Origin of the sequence: Trujillonella humicola, from assembly GCF_046233715.1 — a bacterium.
GTDB lineage: Bacteria > Actinomycetota > Actinomycetes > Mycobacteriales > Geodermatophilaceae > Trujillonella > Trujillonella humicola.
In genome coordinates this window covers 25,056-42,422 of record NZ_JBJNRJ010000011.1, presented here as the reverse complement: position 1 = coordinate 42,422, position 17,367 = coordinate 25,056, and the positions used below count along the sequence as shown (strand labels likewise).

The window sequence follows — 17,367 nt, the reverse complement described above, 5'->3', positions numbered from 1 at the left end:
GTCAGTTCTCCCCGCTCGCGCTGGACTCGCCGTCGACCGGTGCGAAGGCGAAGGTCATCGTCTGGTTGCCCTCGGCGTCGTGCGCGAAGGGCAGGATCCGCAGCTCCATCTCCTGGCCGATCCGCAGCTTCGCCGGGTCGGCCTCGGTGAGCCGGGTCTCGACGCGGAGCGCGCCGGGGAGCTCGACGTAGCCGACGGCGAAGGGCGGGAAGCTCTTCGCGTCGTCCTCCCCGGCGTAGGGCGGCGCCGGGGGGCGGAACACCTGGGTGGTGAAGGTCCAGAGGGTGCCGCGGCGGGGCAGCTCCACCCGCTCGAGCTCCTCACGCGTGCCCCCGACGATGCGGGAGCGGCGGTACGGGAAGACGAGCGAGCCGTCGGAGGCGCGGCCGGCGATGAGCGCGGGCTCCTCCGCCGGCCAGGTGAACAGGTCCTCGGCGATGGGCACCTGTGTGGTCACGAGTGGTTCCTCCCTGGCGATGTGCCGCGGCGGCCGCCGGACGCGCCGGCCGGGCCGTTCCCCGTGCCGGGGCCGGCGAGCCGTGCTCACCGGCCCCGAGGGGTCGTCCGTCACGCTATGGCGCCGCCGTCGACGTTGTCAACGAAAGCGTCAAGTCAGCGTCCTCGGTCCGGCGCCAGACGCCTCCGGCCAGGCACGGACACGCTCAGCGGCGGTCGTCCGGCGGACTTGATGCATCCGTCAGGCCGGGCTGTCCCACTGAGGCTGCAGCGGGCGGCGGACCGTCGACCGCGGACGGTCGACCAGCTCGACGACCGTGGCGTCGGGCCCCTTGAGGAACAACACCGTGAAGCCGCCGGTGGGCGTGTCGGGCATCGGCACGAACTCCGGCTCCGGCACCTCTCCCGCGACCCCGGAGGCCACCAGGGAGGCGCGGGCGGCGGCGACGTCCTCGACCGCGAGCGCCATGCGGTAGAGCCCCTGGGTGTTGGCCCGCCGCGGCACTGCCCCGGCCGGCGCGGCCGGCGCGAGGCTGAACTCCAGGGAGAACGTCGGGTCCTCCGGGAGGACAAGGGAAAGGTGCTCTCCCCCGGCCGGCCCACGGTCCCCGCGAGCCTCCCAGCCGATCGCGCCGAACCAGGCCGCGGTCCGGTCGAGGTCGCTGCTGCGCAGGCGGACGAAGGCGAACGCACCGGCGACCGGGTCCCCTTCCGCCGCGGGCACCTCGAGCACCTCGACCGGCACGCCGTCGGGGTCCGTGGTGCGCAGCGCCGGCCAGGTGCGGCCGCGTGCCCGGACACCCCCGTCCACCGTCTCGACCTCGGCGCCGAGCGCGACCAGCCGGGACCGCACGACGCGCAGGTCCGTGGTCCGGTACCCGACGCCGGTGTAGACGGGCGGAACGGCGTCGGGGCCGGCCGGTTCGGTCGCCGGGCGCGACCAACCGACCAGCTCGAGCGCCGGCGCGGCCCGGGGGCCACGGCGGTCGTACAGGAAGGTGGTGATGCTCGCGGTGCCAGCGAACAGGCCCATGAAGGTGGAGTCACCGTCGGTGCTGACCGACCGCATCCGCGGCTCGACGTCGAGCGCGGCCATGTAGAAGGCCACGGACCGCTGGTCGTCGGCGGAGTTCAGGTTGCAGTGCATGACCGAGTGCGCGTGGTGGGCGGCGCCCGCGGCAGACTGCGCAACGGTGCGGGCGTCGGTGGTCACGCGGTCGCCTCCGGCAGGAAGAAGCTGGCCTCGAGCTCCGCCTCGTCGTCGCCCATGAGGTAGCCGGAGAGGTCGGTGACCCCCTCCTCGCGCAGGACCTCGACGTCGGTGAGCAGCCGGCCAGTGCACGTCCGGGGATCGCGGCGCACGATCGCGAGCACGGCGTCGGCGACCACCTCGGGGCGGCGGGCCCGGCGGGCCGCGGTCTCCTCGCCGAGGATCACGCGGATGCCCTCGGTGGCGATCGCCGTGCTCGGCCACACCGAGTTCGCGGCGATCCCCCGGTCGGCCAGCTCGGCGGCCAGGCCGAGCGTCGTGAGGCTGACCGCGTACTTCGACGCCGTGTAGGCCAGGTGGGGGCCGAGCCAGCGCGGGTCCAGCGTCAGCGGCGGCGAGATCGACACCACGTGGGCCGCGGCCGACTTCTCCAGGTGCGGCAGCGCCGTCCGGCTCACCAGGAACGTGCCGCGCGCGTTGACGGCGTGCAGGAGGTCGTAGCGCTTCATGCTGATGGCGCTGGTCGGCGTGGTGTCGAAGGCCGCCGCGTTGTTGACGACGATGTCCAGCCCGCCGAACTCCTCGACGGTGCGCGCGATGGCCGCCTCGACGTCGGCGTCGCTGCGCAGGTCGCCCTCCAGGGCCAGCGCCCGCCCGCCGGCGGCGGCGATCCCCCCGGCCACGGAGTGCACGGTCCCCGGGAGGCGCCCGGAGCTGCCCTCGGCCACCGCGAACACCGCGACGTTCGCACCGGCGGCAGCGAGCCGGCCGGCGATGGCCGCCCCGATCCCCCGGCTCGCGCCGGTGACGAACGCCGTCCGCCCGGTCAGCTCTCCGCCGCTCACCGGGCGACCTCGACCGGGCTCTGCCACCCGGCGACGAGGGCGTCGGCGGTGGTGATGCGGGCCAGCATGGAGATGGTGTTCTGCAGGACCTGCTCGCCGTACTCCCGTGGGGTGCCGGCGACCGCGTCGCGCGGGACGACGACGGTGAAGCCCTCCGCCTCGGCCTCCGCGGCGGTGAGCAGCAGCGCCACGTTCAACGAGACGCCGGTCAGCACGAGGGTGCGGATGCCGCGGTTGCGCAGCACCGGCAGCAGCTCGGTCCTCCAGGTCGGCGACAGCCCGTGGTGGCGGGGCAGCACGAGGTCGCCCTCTTCCAGCAGTTCGGGAACGACCTCGGTGCCCGGGTGGCCGGCGGTCCACTCGTCGCTGGCCTTCGTCGCGCGCCACAGCGGGGCGGTGCCCCGGGAGCGGGCACCGAGGGAGCCCTCGAAGGTCGCGTGCGCGACGGTCACCCCGGCCGCCCGGGCGGCGTCCAGCAGCCGGGCGATGACGGGGACAACGTCGGCGGCGTCCCGCGCGAGCGCCGGCAGCATGGACACGTCGCCGATCACGCCGCGCTGGCACTCGACCACCACGACGGCGGTGGTGGCGGGGTCGGGGACGGAGGCGGCCTTGCCGCCGGGAGCGATACTTGACACCATCGTCAAATCTTAGCCCGGGGAGGTCGGGGCTGACCATGGCCCGAGCGGCTCCGACCGGGCCCACCTCCCGAGGAGACCCATGCCGCCGCCGGACGCCCAGTACCGCTTCATCCGCTACGAGTCGCTGGACGAGGGGCGCATCGCGCGCATCACGCTGGACCGCCCGAAGGCCCGCAACGCCCAGAACCGGGGCCTGCTGGTGGAGCTCGGTGAGGCCTTCGAGCGGGCCGAGGCCGACGACACGGTCCGCGTGGTCGTCCTGCGGGGTGCCGGCCCGTCGTTCTCCGCCGGCCACGACATGGGAACCCCGGAGAGCCTCGCCGAGCGCGAGCCCGGCCCGGACCAGCACCCGACCTACCGGTGCTGCGGCGCCGCGCACGAGGGTGCGGAGGGCCGCACCCGGCAGGAGTGGCATTTCTACTACGAGAACACCCGGCGCTGGCGGGACCTCCGCAAGCCCACGATCGCCGAGGTGCACGGTAACGTACTCTCCGCCGGCCTGATGCTGGCCTGGTGCTGCGACCTCGTCGTCGCCGCGGAGGGGACCGTCTTCGCCGATGTCGTCGGGACCCGGCTGGGGATGTGCGGGGTGGAGTACTTCGGCCACCCGTGGGAGTTCGGGCCGCGCAAGGCCAAGGAGCTGCTCTGGACCGGCGACTCCCTGTCGGCCGACGACGCCTACGCCCTCGGCATGGTGAGCAAGGTCTTCCCGCCCGCCGAGCTCTCGGACCGGACGCTGGAGTTCGCGCGCCGGATCGCGCGGATCCCCTCGATGGCCGCGCTGCTGGTAAAGGAGTCGGTGAACCAGGCGCAGGACGCGATGGGGTTCCCGGCGGCCCTCAATGCCGCCTTCACGCTGCACCAGCTCAACCACGCGCACTGGAGCGAGGTCTCCGGCGGCCAGGTCTACGTCGGCACCGCCGAGTACGGGCTGGACGACTGGCGCGACGCCCCGGCGATCCGGCCGGCGGTCAAGGACCGCCCCTGAGGTGAGGACGCCGGGGGGTCGGCCGGCCGGCCGGCCCCCCGGGTCCGCTCACTCCGGAGTCTGCACCGCCCCGCGCCCCTGCATGCCGGGCACCGGCGAGCCGGCGACGTACCCCTCCACGGTGATGCGGCGGCGGGCGAACAGCCACCGTCCGTCGATCTCCACGACCTCGTCCCGGTAGGTCCCCCAGTGGTCGAGCCCCCGGCTCCCGATGTACTGGAAGCAGGAGGAGGCGCGGACCGTCCCGTCCGCGCGCGGCTCGATCCGGATCGAACTCAGGTGGTGGCGCGCGGGCAGGAAGTCCGCCGCGAGGAACCCGTCCTTCGAGCGGCCGAAGAACTCGAGGACCCCCTCGGGTCCGACGGCGTCCTCCACCCCGTTGAAGAGGACCCCGTCCGCGGCGAAGAGCGCAGCCGCTTCTTCGATCCGGCCCGCGTCGACCCGCCACTGGTAGGTCGCCAGCAGATCGGCCACGCCGATCCGCGTGCGCATCTCCGCGTCGTCCATACCGAGCTCCGTTTCCAGGGAGGGGACGGCCCGCCGGGCAGCGGGCGCGGCAGCGGTCAGCGGACCTCGAGGACCATTGCCGAGCCCATGCCGCCACCGGCACACAGCGCGGCGACGGCGATCCCGCCACCCCGGCGGCGGAGCTCGTGCAGGAGCGTGACGACCATGCGCGCCCCGGTGGCGGCCACGGGATGCCCGAGGCTGCAGCCGCTGCCGCTGACGTTGACCTTGTCCTCGTCCAGGCCCAGCGCGCGGACGGCGGCCACCGGCACCGACGCGAAGGCCTCGTTGATCTCGAACAGGTCGACGTCGGAGAGCGACAGCCCGGCCCGCTCGAGCGCCTTGGGGATGGCCAGCTGCGGGGCCAGCCCGGTGCGGACGGGGTCCACACCCACCGACGCCCACGACCGGACGACGCCCAGCGGCTCGACCCCCGAGCGCAGGACCGCGTCGTGGTCCCCGAGGACCAGCGCGGCGGCACCGTCGTTGATGCCGGAGGAGTTGCCGGCCGTGATGCTGAAGCCCTCGATCTCCGGGTGCAGCACCTTGAGCCCGGCGAGGCGCTCGGCCGTGGTGCCACGGCGCGGGTGCTCGTCGGTATCGAACAGCACGGTCTCGCCGTCGGGGCGCGAGGCCTTGATCGGGACGATCTCCTGGGCGAAGCGGCCGTCGTCGATGGCCGCCAGGGCGCGCTGGTGGGAGCGCAGCGCCCAGGCGTCCATGTCCTCGCGGCTGATCCCGGCCAGCTTCGCGGTGTTCCAGCCGACCGTGATCGACATGTCGTCGGCCGGCGCCTCGGCGGTGGCCGGGTGCGACGGCGGCATCCACGGCTGCTGCCACTCGTCGGTGCCGGGCCTGCGGTAGGCCGACGCCGGCCGGGTCGACGAGGACTCCACCCCGCCGGCCACGACGACGCGGTCCATGCCGGCCCGGATGCTGCCGGCGGCTCCCGCCACGGCCGACAGCCCCGAGGCGCACTGCCGCTGGAGCGCCAGGCCCGGCGCGGAGGTGAGGCCGAGCCGGACGGCGGTGTGCCGGGCGAGGTCGCCGCCGCCCTGCATCACCTCGCCGAGCATGATGTCGTCGATGTCCTCGGCGCGGATGCCGGAGCGGCCGACGGCCTGCTCGACGACGGTCTCGGCGAGCTCGAAGGCCGAGGTCTGGTTCAGCGTGCCCTTGAAGGCGGTGCCGATGGCCGTGCGGCACCCGGCCAGCACGTAGGCGTCTGACGTTCCGGTCATCTTCGCCGATCTCCTGACCCGCCCCGCACGCGGCGGACGATCTCGGTCGCACACGCGCGACCTGGTTTTGACGTGTTCGTCAAACGTAGGTCGGCCGATGGAGGGCGTCAAGCGACGGCACCGACCGGCCGACGTCCGCCGGAACGGTCCCCTCGGCCATTCGACGGACGCCGCCGACTTGATACCAGCTCGGTTACAACAGGTACGAACATCTACCTGATTCATCTATGGTCCCCGCGTTCCCGTCGGGCGTGACACACGCCACCCCGGCACGCCATCAGAGAGGCAGGACCGCCAATGTCTTCGTCCACCCGTCGGCTCCGCTCCCGGGCCGTCATCCCCACGACCCTGCTCGCCCTCGTCCTCGTCGCAGCGGGCTGCGGGGACGACGACGACGGCGGTGGTGGAGGCGGGACGGCGGAGACCGGGGCCTCCTCGGAGGCGCTGGGTGAGGAGGACCCGGCCGAGGGCGAGCCCGTGACGATCGGCTACATCAGCACCGGCCAGACCCAGGCCATCGACTTCACGCCCGAGATCCGCGGCGCCGAGGCGGCCGCCGAGTACATCAACGAGCGGCTCGGCGGACTGCACGGCCGGCCGATCGAGCTCATCGTGTGCGAGGAGGGCGGCACCCCGGCCGGCGCCCAGCAGTGCGGCAACGAGATGGTGCAGGAGGGGGTCGCGGCGGTCGTTGCGGCCAGTCCCCAGCAGGTGGACCCGTGGCTGCAGATCGTCACCGCCGCGGACATCCCGGTGGCGGCCAACTACATCTCCACGGGGACGTCGCTGACCGACCCCGGCGTGAACGTCTTCTTCAACCCGCTGGTGGCCTTCGGTGGCCCGGCGGCCTACGCCCGCGCCAACGACGTCCAGAACGCGACGATGGTCGTCATCGACGTGCCCGCGGCAGCCGATCCGGCCGCCCGGTTCGGGCCCCTGCTCTTCGGGAACGCCGGGAGCGAGGTCGAGCTGGTCAGGATCGCCCCCGGCACGGCGGACATGACGCCGCAGTTCCAGGCGGCCGCCGAGTCCGACCCCGACATGATCTACATCATCGGGGACGTCACCTTCTGCTCCAGCGCCCTGCGCGCCATCCAGACCCTGGGCCTCGACACGCAGGTCGTCGTGCTCGACCGGTGCGTGAGCCAGGACGCCGCGGCGTCCATCCCCGGTGGCTTCGAGGGCGTCGACGTCATCGCGCAGGCGGTCTTCGAGGAGGGCGACGAGGAGTACGAGCTGTACCAGGCGGTCATGGACGCCTACAGCGACGTCACCGACCTGAACCGGTCCGTGAGCGGCTACCAGGCCATGCTCAGCTTCGCCCGCGCCGTCAACGCGGACGAGACCCCCGACCTGACGCCGGCCGGGATCCAGGAGGCGCTGGACACGATGCCCGCGCAGTCCTACCCCGTCGGTGGCGGCGAGACGTTCCAGTGCAACGGCGAGGCGGTCCCCTCGATCTCGCCGAACATCTGCTCCTCGATCACCATCGTGGCCACGGGTGCGACCGACGGCTCGCTGTCGGACTACCAGGTGCTCGACACGGAGGGCATCTACGACCTGTAGACCCACCAGCACGCCCGGCGGGTGGTGCGGCAGCGTTCCGGCGCGGCCGCACCACCCGCCGGACCCCGCTGCCGCGTTACTCCCGCGCCGCCAGGGCCCTGCGGATCTCGGCCCGCTGGAGCTTCCCCATGGCGTTGCGCGGCAGGGCGGCCAGGACCACGATCTGCTCGGGCGCCTTGTACCGCGCCAGGCCAGCTCGCCGGCAGTGCTCGCCGAGGTCCGCCGTCGTCGGCGGCTCGGTCCCGGGAGCGGGGACGACGACGGCGCAGCACCGCTCACCGAGGCGCTCGTCCGGCAGCCCGACGACGGCGACATCGGCGACCGCCGGGTGGGTGGCCAGCACCGCCTCCACCTCGGACATCGAGATGTTCTCGCCGTTGCGGACGACGATCTCCTTCATTCGGCCGGTGATCGTGACCAGTCCGCGGTCGTCGAGGACGCCGAGGTCCCCCGTCCGGACGAACCCCTCCTCGTCGAGGCCGGCCGCGTCGAGGTCGGCCTCCAGGTACCCGGCGAACCGCTGGGGACCGCGCACCCGCACCTCGCCCTCGGTCCCGGCCGGTCAGGGAACTCCGTCCGCGCCGACGATGCGCACCTCCAGCCCGGGGCCGGGACGCCACGCCGAGACCGCCTTGGCCGCGGCGTCGTCGAGCGGCGGGAACCCCGCGATGGAGAACTCGGTCAGCCCGTACCCGTTGGCCACGCCGTGCCCGCCCAGCTCACGGCGGACCACCTCGTCGAGTTCGGGCGCGACCGGCGCGCCGCCACCCATGCAGATGCGGAGCCGGCCGAACAGCCGCCCCGGGCCGGCTCGCCGCTGCGCGGCGAGGTAGGCCTGGAAGAACGGCGTGGCGCTGCCGAGGATCGTCGCCCCCGCCTCCGCCATGGCCCGAGGGGTGGCGGCCGGGTCGAAGGTGTCGAGCAGGACCACGCGGCACCCCGTGCGCAGCGCCGTCACCGGGAAGGTGATGCCGCCGATGTGCGCATAGGGGTATGCCATCGGGAAGAGGTCGTCGGGGCCGACGCCGAACTGCTCGACGGTCGCGTTGGACCCGGCGGCGACGGATGCATCGGTGTGCCCGACGCCCTTGGGTCGGGCCGTGCTGCCCGAGGTGGTGAACACCCACCGCACGCCGCCGCCCTCCGGCGGCGGCGGCAGCGTCGTGGGGTCCCCGTGCGGCAGCGCCAGGGCGCCGCCGGGTGCGCTTCCGGAGTCGCAGACGAGCACCCGGGTGCGCGGTCCGCCGATCGCGGCCACGACCTCGGCGTGCCGGAAGCCGCGCCACTCCGTGGGCACCACGGCCACCTCCGGCGCGAACTGCTCCACCAGGGCCCCGATCTCGGCCTCGCGCAGCAGCGGGACGAGCGGGTTCTGCACCGCACCGAGCCGGGCCGGGGCCGGTGGTCGACGGCCCCGTCGGCAGCGCGCCGCCGCCTCCCGTCGCCGCCGCCGCCGTTCCACGTCGTTTTCGGTCATGTCCGCCTCCTGTCGCCGCCTCGGGCCCGCGGTCCCTTGCCGTCCGGCCGCTGAACCGTTAATTTCTATACAGGAATTTTGTGATCCGGAAGACCGAGGAGTGCCCCGTGCGGACGACCCTGAGCATGAAGCCCACCGGCTGGTTCCAGATCGGCTGGTCCTCCACGGTGCCGGCGGAGGGCGTCGTCCCGCTGCGGTACTTCGGGCAGGACCTCGTCGCCTGGCGGGACGAGCAGCAGGTCGTCCATGTGATGGACGCCTACTGCCGGCACCTGGGCGCGAACCTGGCGTACGGCGGCACGGTCACCGCCACGGGGATCCAGTGCCCCTTCCACGGCTGGACGTGGGGGCCCGACGGCCGGAACGTGTCCATCCCCTACCAGGACCGGCCCAACAACGCCCGCCGGATCCGGACGTGGCACGTGCAGGAGAAGGACGACGTCCTCTTCCTGTGGCACGACCTGCACGGGCGGGACCCGTTCTACGACATCCCGGACCTGCTGACCGACGTGACCCCGCACATCGCCGGCCTGACGTTCCAGTCGCCGCTGCCCGACGGCACCTCGCACTACACCGACACCCAGGTGCACCCGCAGTACGTGCTCGAGAACTCCGTCGACCCCGAGCACTTCCGCTTCGTCCACGGCACCCCGCTGGCGCCGGTGATCCTGCAGCAGGACGTGACCGACACCGTGTGGCACACGGTGGCGGGCTTCGGCCGGCGCTGGGCCGACGGCGTGGACCGGCCCGACGACCGGCGGAACACCATCACGATCCACTCGGTCGGGATCGGCTTCGCCTACAACGCCGAACTGACCCCCGAGGGGTGGCGGCTGATGCTGATCTCCACCACGCCCGTCGACGACGACCGCACCGAGATGTTCGGCACCTACTGGCTGGAGGACGTCCCCGGCAGCACCGCCGAGGACCGGACCCGCCGGCTGGACGTCATCAAGGGCGCCCTGCCGCAGGACATCACGATCTGGGACAACCAGATGTACCTGGACCCCCCGGCGCTGGCGACCAGCGAGGCAGCCGGCTTCCGGGCCCTGCGCCGCTGGAGCACCCGGTTCTACCCCGACGCCGAGTCCTCCCCCGCCCCCGCCGCCGCCCGCGCCACGGACCCGGTGCTGTCCCGCGGCGCCTGACGGCCCGCGGGCTCAGTCCGCGACCGGCGTCCAGCGGATCGGCTCGGCGCGCAGGTCCGGGTAGCGGGAGGCGACGAACCGCTGCCAGTCGCCCATGGTCGCGGCCATCACCGCGGTGGCCGCCGCCTCGTCGCGCGCTCGCAGGGCCTCGACGAGGTCGAGGGCCTGGTCGGCCAGGGCCCCCCGGAACGACCGCGGCACCGAGATGCCGGCGCCGATCCCCGCGGTGATGCGGGCGATGGCCTCCAGGACGACGAGGACGACCGTGTTGCCCGCCGCCTCGGCGAGCAGCGCGTGGAAGCGGGCGTTCTCCGTGTAGAAGGCTGGTTCGGCGGAGGCCGCCGCCATCCGCGCGGCCTGCTCCTCGAGGGCCGCCAGCTGCCCGTCGGTGGCCGCCCGCGCCGCCAGGCCGGCGGCGACGGGCTCGAGCGCGGCCCAGGCCACCAGCGCCTCGCCGAAGCCGGCGCCCAGGCCTTGCAGCAGCAAGGTCATGGCGCCGGCCAGGTTCCCCGGGTCGGGACGGCGGACGACGGGGCCCCCACCGGGACCGGACTTCATCCGCAGCACGCCCTGGGTCTCCAGCAGTCGCAGGGCCTCGCGCAGGGTCGGCCGGCTGACGCCGAGGTCGGCGAGCATGGCCGTCTCGTTGGGCAGCGGGTCGCCCTCCTGCAGCTCCCCCGCGCTGATCAGCTCCGCGATCCGGTGCGCCACCACGACCGCCGCCTTGGGACGGCGGGCCGTGCCGCCCTCCGCCTGCTCCACCGTCATCGCGCCCCGCTCGTCGTCCTCCGGGGCAGCACGCTACCGGCGCGTCCGGGGTCCGTCCCGGCGGCGGGCGCTCAGTGGATCGACGGGCTGATCCCGCCGTCGAGGTGCAGGTTGACCCCGTTGACGAAGTCTGAGCGGGGGCTGGCCAGCATGACGACGCCGTAGGCGATGTCGTCGACCTCGCCGACCCGGGAGACCGTCTGGCCGGTCCCCTTGACGATGTAGTCCTCGGCCTTCTGCAGGTCGTCCCCCCAGCCGCGCTTCTCGGCGAAGTTGGCCAGGAACCGCTCCAGCCCCTCGGTCCGGATCATGCCGGGCGAGACCGTGTTGGACGTGACGCCCGTGCCCTTGAGCGCCTTGGACAGGCCGAGGGACATGTTGAGCATCGCCGCCTTGGACGGGCCGTAGTCCGGCTGCGCGGAGGTGGGGGTGATGGCGGCGCCCGTGCCGATGTTGATCACCCGGCCCCAGCCGCGCTCGCGCATGCCCGGCGTCAGCCGGTGGATCAGGCGCACCGCGGCCAGGACGTTGCTCTGGTACGTGTCCAGCCACGCCTCGGTGCCGGTGGCGAACCACGAGGGGTTGGTCGCCTCCGCGGCGCCACCGGCGTTGTTCACGAGGATGTCGATCCCGTCGAACGCCACCAGCGCGGCGTCCGCGACCTCGGCCGCGCCCTCGTCGGTCGACAGGCTGCCGACGGCATACGCGGTCTTCCCCCCGCCCGCCGCGATGCGCTCGGCGACCGCCCGTGTGCGCTCGGCGTTGCGCCCGTGCACGACGACCGACACGCCCTCGGCCGCGAGCATCTCGGCGATGCCGACGCCGATGCCGGCGCTGCTCCCGGTGACCAGCGCCCGCTTGCCCGCCAACTGCAGATCCATCGATGTCTCTCCTTCGGTCCTGCGGTTGTCGCCAGGCCGTCAGGCCGGGCCGGCGTCGGCGGTCGCCTGCGACCGGTCGATCTCGGACGGGTCGAAGCGCACGAGGGGCTCGCCGTCCCCGAGCACGTCGAGGGCGTGCATGAACCGGTGCCCGCCCAGGAAGTTGCCGCACAGGAAGCCCAGCTCGACGACCTCGGCGGGTGAGAACACCTCCAGGAGGCCGCGGAAGGTCCCCTCGTCGATGCCGTGGTGGTCGTAGCAGAGCTGGTCGAAGAAGCGGAGGGCGGCGAGCTCGCGCGGCGCGAACACGGCCGGGTCGGGGGCGACCAGGCAGGCGACGTCGTCCTCGCCGACCGAGTCGTCCTTGCGGGACGACGCGCAGGGGGCACACCCGCCGGCCTGGGCGCTGCGGAGGCGGACCAGCTCCACCAGGCGTGGCTCGAGCAGGCCCCTGCCGAAGGTGGCGGTGTAGGCAGCGTGCATGGCCTGCAGCGCCGCGGAGCTGTAGGCGACCACCTGCATGGGCATCGTGGTCGTGTACATCCCGGAGGCGGCACCCGCCTCGAGCATGGCGCGCGACTCCTCGGGCAGGTCGTCCCACGGGACGGGCTCGATGCGGACCACCAGCGTCTCCCTCTCTCGGCCGACAGGTGCCTCTGCTGCGGATGGCCCGGGCTCGGTGCGCCCGGGGCCGGCGGGAGCTGCTGCGCCCCTGCGCAGGCCGGCCGCCGAGCTGCCCTCGTGACGGGCGACACTAATCCGCCCCCGTGAATCAGACAACTAGGTAAGACGATGGCCCTCCCGGCCCGGTCCACCCCCGGCCTCAGAGCCGGCGGCGCCCAGGTCGGAGTGGACCCAGGCGGCACCGCGGCGCTCCTTGAAGGCCAGGTGGCCCTCGCGCACCTCCGGCCCTGGAGGCTGGTCCGCATCGCGATGCCGTCGTAGCGGCCGATCCGCGCGTCGAGGCTGCGCTCGATGTCGTTGCGCGCGACCGGCGCCGTCCGGCACGGTCGCCGCCTGCCGGAGGGTGTCGGACGGCGTCACGTCCATCAGGAAGTCGCCGAAGTCGGTCCAGCCACCGTCCCCGGTGCCGGACAGGTCCCCGCCGGAGATCAGGACGTCGCCCGTACCGGCGATCAGCAGCCCCCGCGAGCCCGGGGTCTCGCTCCGCCGTCTGCACACGGCCAGCCGGATCCCCCAGTACATCGCCGGCGTCATGGCGTTGCGTGCCACCGGCCGGTCGACGACGAGGTGCGCGAACGACCCGTGCCGCTCGAGGCGCAGGTGGGCCGTGCCCACCCAGTCCCCCTCCGGGGACGCGGGGCGGTCGGGACGACGTGGGGCATGGGTCTACTCGGGCGGGATCACCGGGCGGAGCAACACGACCTGCCACGGACATCCACCGCCGAGCGCGATCCTGTGAGCCGTGACACCAATGAGACCATCGTCATACAGGCAAGTGAGATAGATTCGTCACACGATTCCGGCCGCTCATCGGTCGGGTGCCCCGCCGCACGCGGACGGGGACGCCCGGGGCTCCCGGACCGCAGACCGAGGGAGCCGGCGGATCGATGCAGCGGTTCCCGGACACCACCGGAGGCGGGACGGCAACCGGCTTCCCGGTCCGGCGCCGCGACTCCTACCCGGTCGGCCCGGAGATCGGGCCCGAGGGGACCCGGGCGATCCGGGAGATGGCCGACGCGGCTCGCCGGCTCTTCAGCGACCAGGGCTTCCACGGGACGAGCAGCGCCGCGATCGCCGCCGCCACGGGACGTTCCGACGCGGCGTTCTACCAGTACTTCGACGGCAAGCAGTCGCTGTTCCAGATGCTGGTCGCGGAGCTCGGCTCGGCCCTGTCGGTCCATCACGACGCCTTTCCGGTGCTCACCCCGGACCCCGCGACGGCCGAGGACCTCGCCGCGTGGCTGCACGAGCTCGCTGAGGTGATGCGGCCCTACGCGCCGGGGCTGCTCTGGCCCCTCCCGCGGGAGAGCCGGGGGGCGGAGGACCCGCAGGAGGAGCACTTCGAGCGGTTCACGGCCGCCGTCTTCCCCCGCCTGCTCAGCGCCGACCTGGGTGGGCTCGAGCCGCGGACCCTCGTCGTGACCGTGATGGCGCTGACGGCCTGGTCGCACGTGCTCTTGGAGGCCGGCACGCGCGCGGGGGGCAGGCCGGCGGCCGCGGCCGCCGACGTCGACGTCGTCCTCGCCCGGGTGCTGCACGGCACCCTGTTCCCGACCACCCGGGCCGGCGCCCGCCCCGGCCTCCCGTCCGGACGCCCGCGGCGTCCCGCCGGCCACCCGGACGTCCTCGCGTTCCCCCCGGGCCTGCGCCGGCCGGTCACCGAGCGGGCCCGCCCGACCGTCGAGCGCCTGCTGCAGGCCGCCGTCACGGTGTTCGACCGAGGCGGACTGGCCGGGACGAGCGTCAACCAGATCGTGGCCGAGGCCGGCGTCGCCCACGGCAGCTTCTACGCGTACTGGACCGACCGCACCGCCGTCTTCCGCACGCTGGCCGACCAGGCCGTGTCCGCGGTCTGCGCCCAGCTGAGCGTGCTGCCCGAGGTCGGCGACGTGCCCGCCCTGGAGACCTGGCTCGACGACTGGACCGGGGTCGTGCGACGACACGGCACGGTGCTGCACCTCTGGCCGACCGAGGCCGCCGGCGTGACCGAGCTGCGTCCGGCCACGGGGCGGCTGCTCGACTGCCTGCGGGACGTGGGCGGCACGGTCTTGCTCGGGTCTCCGCTGCTGCCCGACGCCGAGCCGCGGGCGGCCCTGGTCGCCCTGTGGGTGGTGCTCACCGAGCTGCCCTACGAGGCTTGGCGGCACCGGCCCGTGCTGGCCGGCGACGAGATGCGGCGGGTCCAGTCGCTGCTGCTCACCCGCGGGCTGTTCGGCTGGGACCCGCCGGGCCGGGCGCCGCAACGCTAAGCGGGAGGCGTCCTGCGGCGCGCGTGGTCCCCGTCGGCGACACCCGTCGCGACGTCGAGCGCCGGCACGTCCGGCACCACGTCGTCCTCGGCCGCCGACGGGGAGCCCGCCGGCACCAGGGCGGCGAAACCCACGGCCGCCACCGAGGCCACCCCGGCGAGCAGGAACAGCTGCTGGAAGGCGGCCAGCGCGGGCAGCGTGGTGGCGCCGACGGCGACCGTGGTCGACGCGAGGACACTGCCCACGGCGGCGCTGGACGAGGATGTGCCGATGGCACGGAGCAGCGCGTTCAACCCGTTGGCCGACGCCGTCTGGGTGACCGGCACGGACCTCATGATGAGCAGCGGCATGGCCGCGTAGGCCAGGGCCGCGCCCGTGGCGACCACCGCGGAACCGGCGACCACCTGCCAGACCGCGTCGGTCAGCCAGGCGCGGATGGCATAACCCCCGGCGAGGACGGCACCCCCCGCCATCAGCGACGCGCGCGGACCGTAGCGGCGCGTCAGGGCCGCGGACACCGGTGACATCGCCACCATGGCGAGCCCGGCCGGGAGCAAGCCCAGCCCCGCCAGTGAGGGACTGAGCCCGAACCCGTACCCGGTCGACAACGGCATCTGCAGCTGCTGGGTCGTCGTCAGCATGTTGGCCGACATCGCGAAGCCGATCAGGACCGTGGCGGCGTTGGTGAACAGCACCGGCCGGCGCGCCGAGACGCGCAGGTCCACCACGGGCTCGCGGACCCACAGCTGCTGCGGCACCCAGATCGCCAGCGCGCAGGCCGCACCGAGCAGCAGCCCGGTCACCCGGCCACTGGACCAGCCCCACGAGCCGCCCTTGGTGATGGCCAGCAACAGTGCGCCGAGCGCGAGGGACAGCAGGGCCGCCCCGACGACATCGAAGCGGCCACGGGTCCGGACCGGGGACTGCGGGACCACGACAGCGACCGCGCCGACGAGCAGGCAGCCCAGTGCCGCGGAGGTCCAGAAGACGGCGCTCCAGCCCAGATGGTCGAACAGCACGCCGGAGAGCGCGGGACCGGCCGCCGCACCGATCCCGAGGGTGGCGCTCATCAACGCGACCGCCCCGGGCACCCGGGAGCGTGGCAGCTCGTCGCGCAGGATGCTGATGCCGACGGGGATCAGCGCGATGCCGACCCCCTCCAGTGCGCGGCCGCTCACCACCCCGACGAACCCGGTCGACATCGCGGCCAGCGTGGATCCGGCGACCATCGAGCCGAGGCAGGCGAGCAGCATCCGGCGCTTGCCGAACATGTCGGCGAGCCGCCCGACGGTCGGGGTCGCGACGGCGGCCGTCAGCAGGGTGGCGGTGACCAGCCAGGAGGCGTTCTCGACCGACGTGCCCAGCAGCCGCGGGAACGCCGGCAGCAGCGGGACGACGAGGGTCTGCTGCAGCGCCACCACCATGCCGCTGGCGCAGCACACCGCCACGACCGCCCACGTGGGCCGCCGCGGCCGGCCCGTTCCGGGCGGCTCTGCGCCGGGATGCGCGGGGAGGCGCAGGTCCGTCACCCCACCAGCTCGACGACGGTGGCGTTGGCCGTTCCGCCGCCCTCGCACATGGTCTGCAGGCCGTACCGGATGCCCTGCTCGCGCATGTGGTGCACGAGCCGGGTCATGAGGATCGTCCCGGACGCACCCAGCGGGTGCCCCACGGCGATGGCCCCGCCGAGCGGGTTGAGCCGCTCGTCGTCGACACCGAACTCCGCCTGCCAGGCCATCGGCACGCAGGCGAACGCCTCGTTGACCTCGAACGCGCCGATGTCGTCGAGGGCCAGGCCCGAGCGCCGCAGCACCTTCTTGGTGGCGGGGATGGGGCCGGTCAGCATCATCAGCGGGTCAGCGCCGCTGACCGCGCCGGTGTGGTAGCGGACGAGCGGGGTCAGGCCGAGCTCCCGCGCCTTCTCCGGCGTGGTGATCAGGGCGGCCGAGGCGCCGTCGCTGATCTGCGAGGAGTTCCCCGCGTGCAGCACCCCGTCGGCCTTGAAGGAGGGCTTCAAAGCCGCCAGCTTCTCCGCCGTCGTCCCCCGGCGCAGCCCCTCGTCGGCCGTCAGGCCGGGAGCGGCGGGCACGGGGACCAATCCGGCGTCGAAGGCGCCGCGGTCCACCGCCGCGGCCGTTCGCTCGTGGGACCGCGCGGCGTACTCGTCGACCTGCCGGCGGGTGAAGCCCCACTTCGCGGCAATCAGCTCGGCCCCGAGCCCCTGGTTGAAGTTCCCGCCGGGGAAGTCGGCGAGGGCGGCGGCGTAGCGCTCCCGTGCGAGCTCTCCGACCGGGCGGCCGAGCTCGCGCCCGAGCCCGATGGGCACCCGGCTCATGGACTCCACCCCGCCGGCGACGACGACGTCGTACTGGCCGGCCATGACCATGCCCGCCGCGAAGTCGAAGGTGGACTGGCTCGACCCGCAGGCCCGGTTGACGGTCACCCCGGGCACGGTCTCCGGCCACCCGGCGGCCAGCGCCGCGTACCGGCCCAGCTGCGAGCCCTGGTCGCCGACCTGGTTGGCACACCCCCAGACGACGTCGTCGACGACGGCGGGGTCGATCCCGGTGCGCTCCGCGAGCGCGGCCAGCACGGCGGCGGAGAGGTCGGCCGGGTGGATCCCGGCCAGGGCGCCGTTCCGCTTGCCGATCGGCGTGCGGACGGCCTCGACGACGACGGCCTCAGGCATGGGGTCCTCCAGGGCTG

Annotated in this window: 18 protein-coding genes; 4 read left to right on the top strand and 14 right to left on the bottom strand. The window is 73.9% G+C overall.

Translation table 11 applies throughout. The features are described from left to right. Position 1: 1 nt before the first annotated feature. From ACK586_RS08315 to ACK586_RS08300, 4 genes are all read right to left on the bottom strand, one after another. Positions 2-457: a Zn-ribbon domain-containing OB-fold protein gene (locus ACK586_RS08315; RefSeq protein WP_409329995.1), complete on the bottom strand. Its 456-nt coding sequence runs from the start codon at positions 455-457 to the stop codon at positions 2-4. Positions 458-697: 240 nt separating this feature from the next. After that, complete coding sequence (locus tag ACK586_RS08310) at positions 698-1,669, bottom strand: VOC family protein (RefSeq protein WP_409329994.1); 972 nt, start codon at positions 1,667-1,669, stop codon at positions 698-700. Continuing rightward, the gene (locus ACK586_RS08305; protein ID WP_409329993.1) at positions 1,666-2,511 is read right to left on the bottom strand and encodes an SDR family oxidoreductase; all 846 of its coding nucleotides are present in this window, start codon (positions 2,509-2,511) and stop codon (positions 1,666-1,668) included. Before ACK586_RS08305 ends, ACK586_RS08310 begins: the two co-directional genes overlap by 4 nt. Continuing rightward, positions 2,508-3,152, bottom strand: a complete 645-nt coding sequence (locus ACK586_RS08300) for a cysteine hydrolase family protein (protein ID WP_409329992.1) — start codon at positions 3,150-3,152, stop codon at positions 2,508-2,510. The genes ACK586_RS08305 and ACK586_RS08300 overlap by 4 nt, the downstream gene beginning before the upstream one ends. A 79-nt stretch (positions 3,153-3,231) precedes the next feature. Between ACK586_RS08300 and ACK586_RS08295 the strand changes: the two genes are divergently transcribed. After that, on the top strand, positions 3,232-4,140 hold the full coding sequence (locus tag ACK586_RS08295) for an enoyl-CoA hydratase (RefSeq protein WP_409329991.1): 909 nt from the start codon (positions 3,232-3,234) through the stop codon (positions 4,138-4,140). A 48-nt stretch (positions 4,141-4,188) separates the two neighbouring features. Here the strand turns inward: ACK586_RS08295 and ACK586_RS08290 are convergent, their stop codons facing one another. Continuing rightward, positions 4,189-4,647 carry a nuclear transport factor 2 family protein gene (locus ACK586_RS08290; protein WP_409329990.1) on the bottom strand — a complete coding sequence of 153 codons (459 nt, stop codon included), beginning with the start codon at positions 4,645-4,647 and terminating at the stop codon, positions 4,189-4,191. 56 nt (positions 4,648-4,703) lie between these two features. Next, entirely contained in the window at positions 4,704-5,888 is a 1,185-nt protein-coding gene (locus ACK586_RS08285) for a thiolase family protein (RefSeq protein WP_409329989.1), read from the bottom strand. A gap of 297 nt (positions 5,889-6,185) precedes the next feature. On the opposite strand from ACK586_RS08285, the gene ACK586_RS08280 reads away from it, so the two are divergent. Then, positions 6,186-7,454 carry an ABC transporter substrate-binding protein gene (locus tag ACK586_RS08280; RefSeq protein WP_409329988.1) on the top strand — a complete coding sequence of 423 codons (1,269 nt, stop codon included), beginning with the start codon at positions 6,186-6,188 and terminating at the stop codon, positions 7,452-7,454. A gap of 76 nt (positions 7,455-7,530) precedes the next feature. Here the strand turns inward: ACK586_RS08280 and ACK586_RS08275 are convergent, their stop codons facing one another. Then, positions 7,531-7,989, bottom strand: a complete 459-nt coding sequence (locus ACK586_RS08275; protein WP_409329987.1) for an AMP-binding enzyme — start codon at positions 7,987-7,989, stop codon at positions 7,531-7,533. 27 nt (positions 7,990-8,016) lie between these two features. Beyond that, entirely contained in the window at positions 8,017-8,931 is a 915-nt protein-coding gene (locus tag ACK586_RS08270; protein ID WP_409329986.1) for an AMP-binding protein, read from the bottom strand. A 107-nt stretch (positions 8,932-9,038) separates the two neighbouring features. On the opposite strand from ACK586_RS08270, the gene ACK586_RS08265 reads away from it, so the two are divergent. Beyond that, a complete protein-coding gene (locus tag ACK586_RS08265; RefSeq protein ID WP_409329985.1) occupies positions 9,039-10,079 on the top strand; it encodes an aromatic ring-hydroxylating oxygenase subunit alpha in 1,041 nt (346 codons plus the stop codon). A 12-nt stretch (positions 10,080-10,091) separates the two neighbouring features. Here ACK586_RS08265 and ACK586_RS08260 read toward each other — a convergent pair whose 3' ends face one another. From ACK586_RS08260 to ACK586_RS08245, 4 genes are all read right to left on the bottom strand, one after another. Beyond that, a complete protein-coding gene (locus ACK586_RS08260; RefSeq protein WP_409329984.1) occupies positions 10,092-10,847 on the bottom strand; it encodes a FadR/GntR family transcriptional regulator in 756 nt (251 codons plus the stop codon). 71 nt (positions 10,848-10,918) lie between these two features. Continuing rightward, positions 10,919-11,728 (bottom strand): SDR family NAD(P)-dependent oxidoreductase, encoded by an 810-nt coding sequence (locus ACK586_RS08255; RefSeq protein ID WP_409329983.1) that lies wholly within the window; start codon positions 11,726-11,728, stop codon positions 10,919-10,921. A 39-nt stretch (positions 11,729-11,767) separates the two neighbouring features. Continuing rightward, on the bottom strand, positions 11,768-12,352 hold the full coding sequence (locus tag ACK586_RS08250; protein ID WP_409329982.1) for a carboxymuconolactone decarboxylase family protein: 585 nt from the start codon (positions 12,350-12,352) through the stop codon (positions 11,768-11,770). A 156-nt stretch (positions 12,353-12,508) separates the two neighbouring features. Beyond that, positions 12,509-13,027, bottom strand: a complete 519-nt coding sequence (locus ACK586_RS08245) for a Clp protease/crotonase-like domain-containing protein (RefSeq protein ID WP_409329981.1) — start codon at positions 13,025-13,027, stop codon at positions 12,509-12,511. 272 nt (positions 13,028-13,299) lie between these two features. Between ACK586_RS08245 and ACK586_RS08240 the strand changes: the two genes are divergently transcribed. Further along, on the top strand, positions 13,300-14,661 hold the full coding sequence (locus ACK586_RS08240) for a TetR/AcrR family transcriptional regulator (protein WP_409329980.1): 1,362 nt from the start codon (positions 13,300-13,302) through the stop codon (positions 14,659-14,661). Here the strand turns inward: ACK586_RS08240 and ACK586_RS08235 are convergent. After that, positions 14,658-16,190 (bottom strand): MFS transporter, encoded by a 1,533-nt coding sequence (locus tag ACK586_RS08235; protein ID WP_409329979.1) that lies wholly within the window; start codon positions 16,188-16,190, stop codon positions 14,658-14,660. The two genes, ACK586_RS08240 and ACK586_RS08235, sit on opposite strands and share 4 nt — an antisense overlap. Beyond that, entirely contained in the window at positions 16,187-17,350 is a 1,164-nt protein-coding gene (locus ACK586_RS08230; RefSeq protein ID WP_409329978.1) for a thiolase family protein, read from the bottom strand. The genes ACK586_RS08235 and ACK586_RS08230 overlap by 4 nt, the downstream gene beginning before the upstream one ends. Positions 17,351-17,367 lie beyond the last annotated feature (17 nt).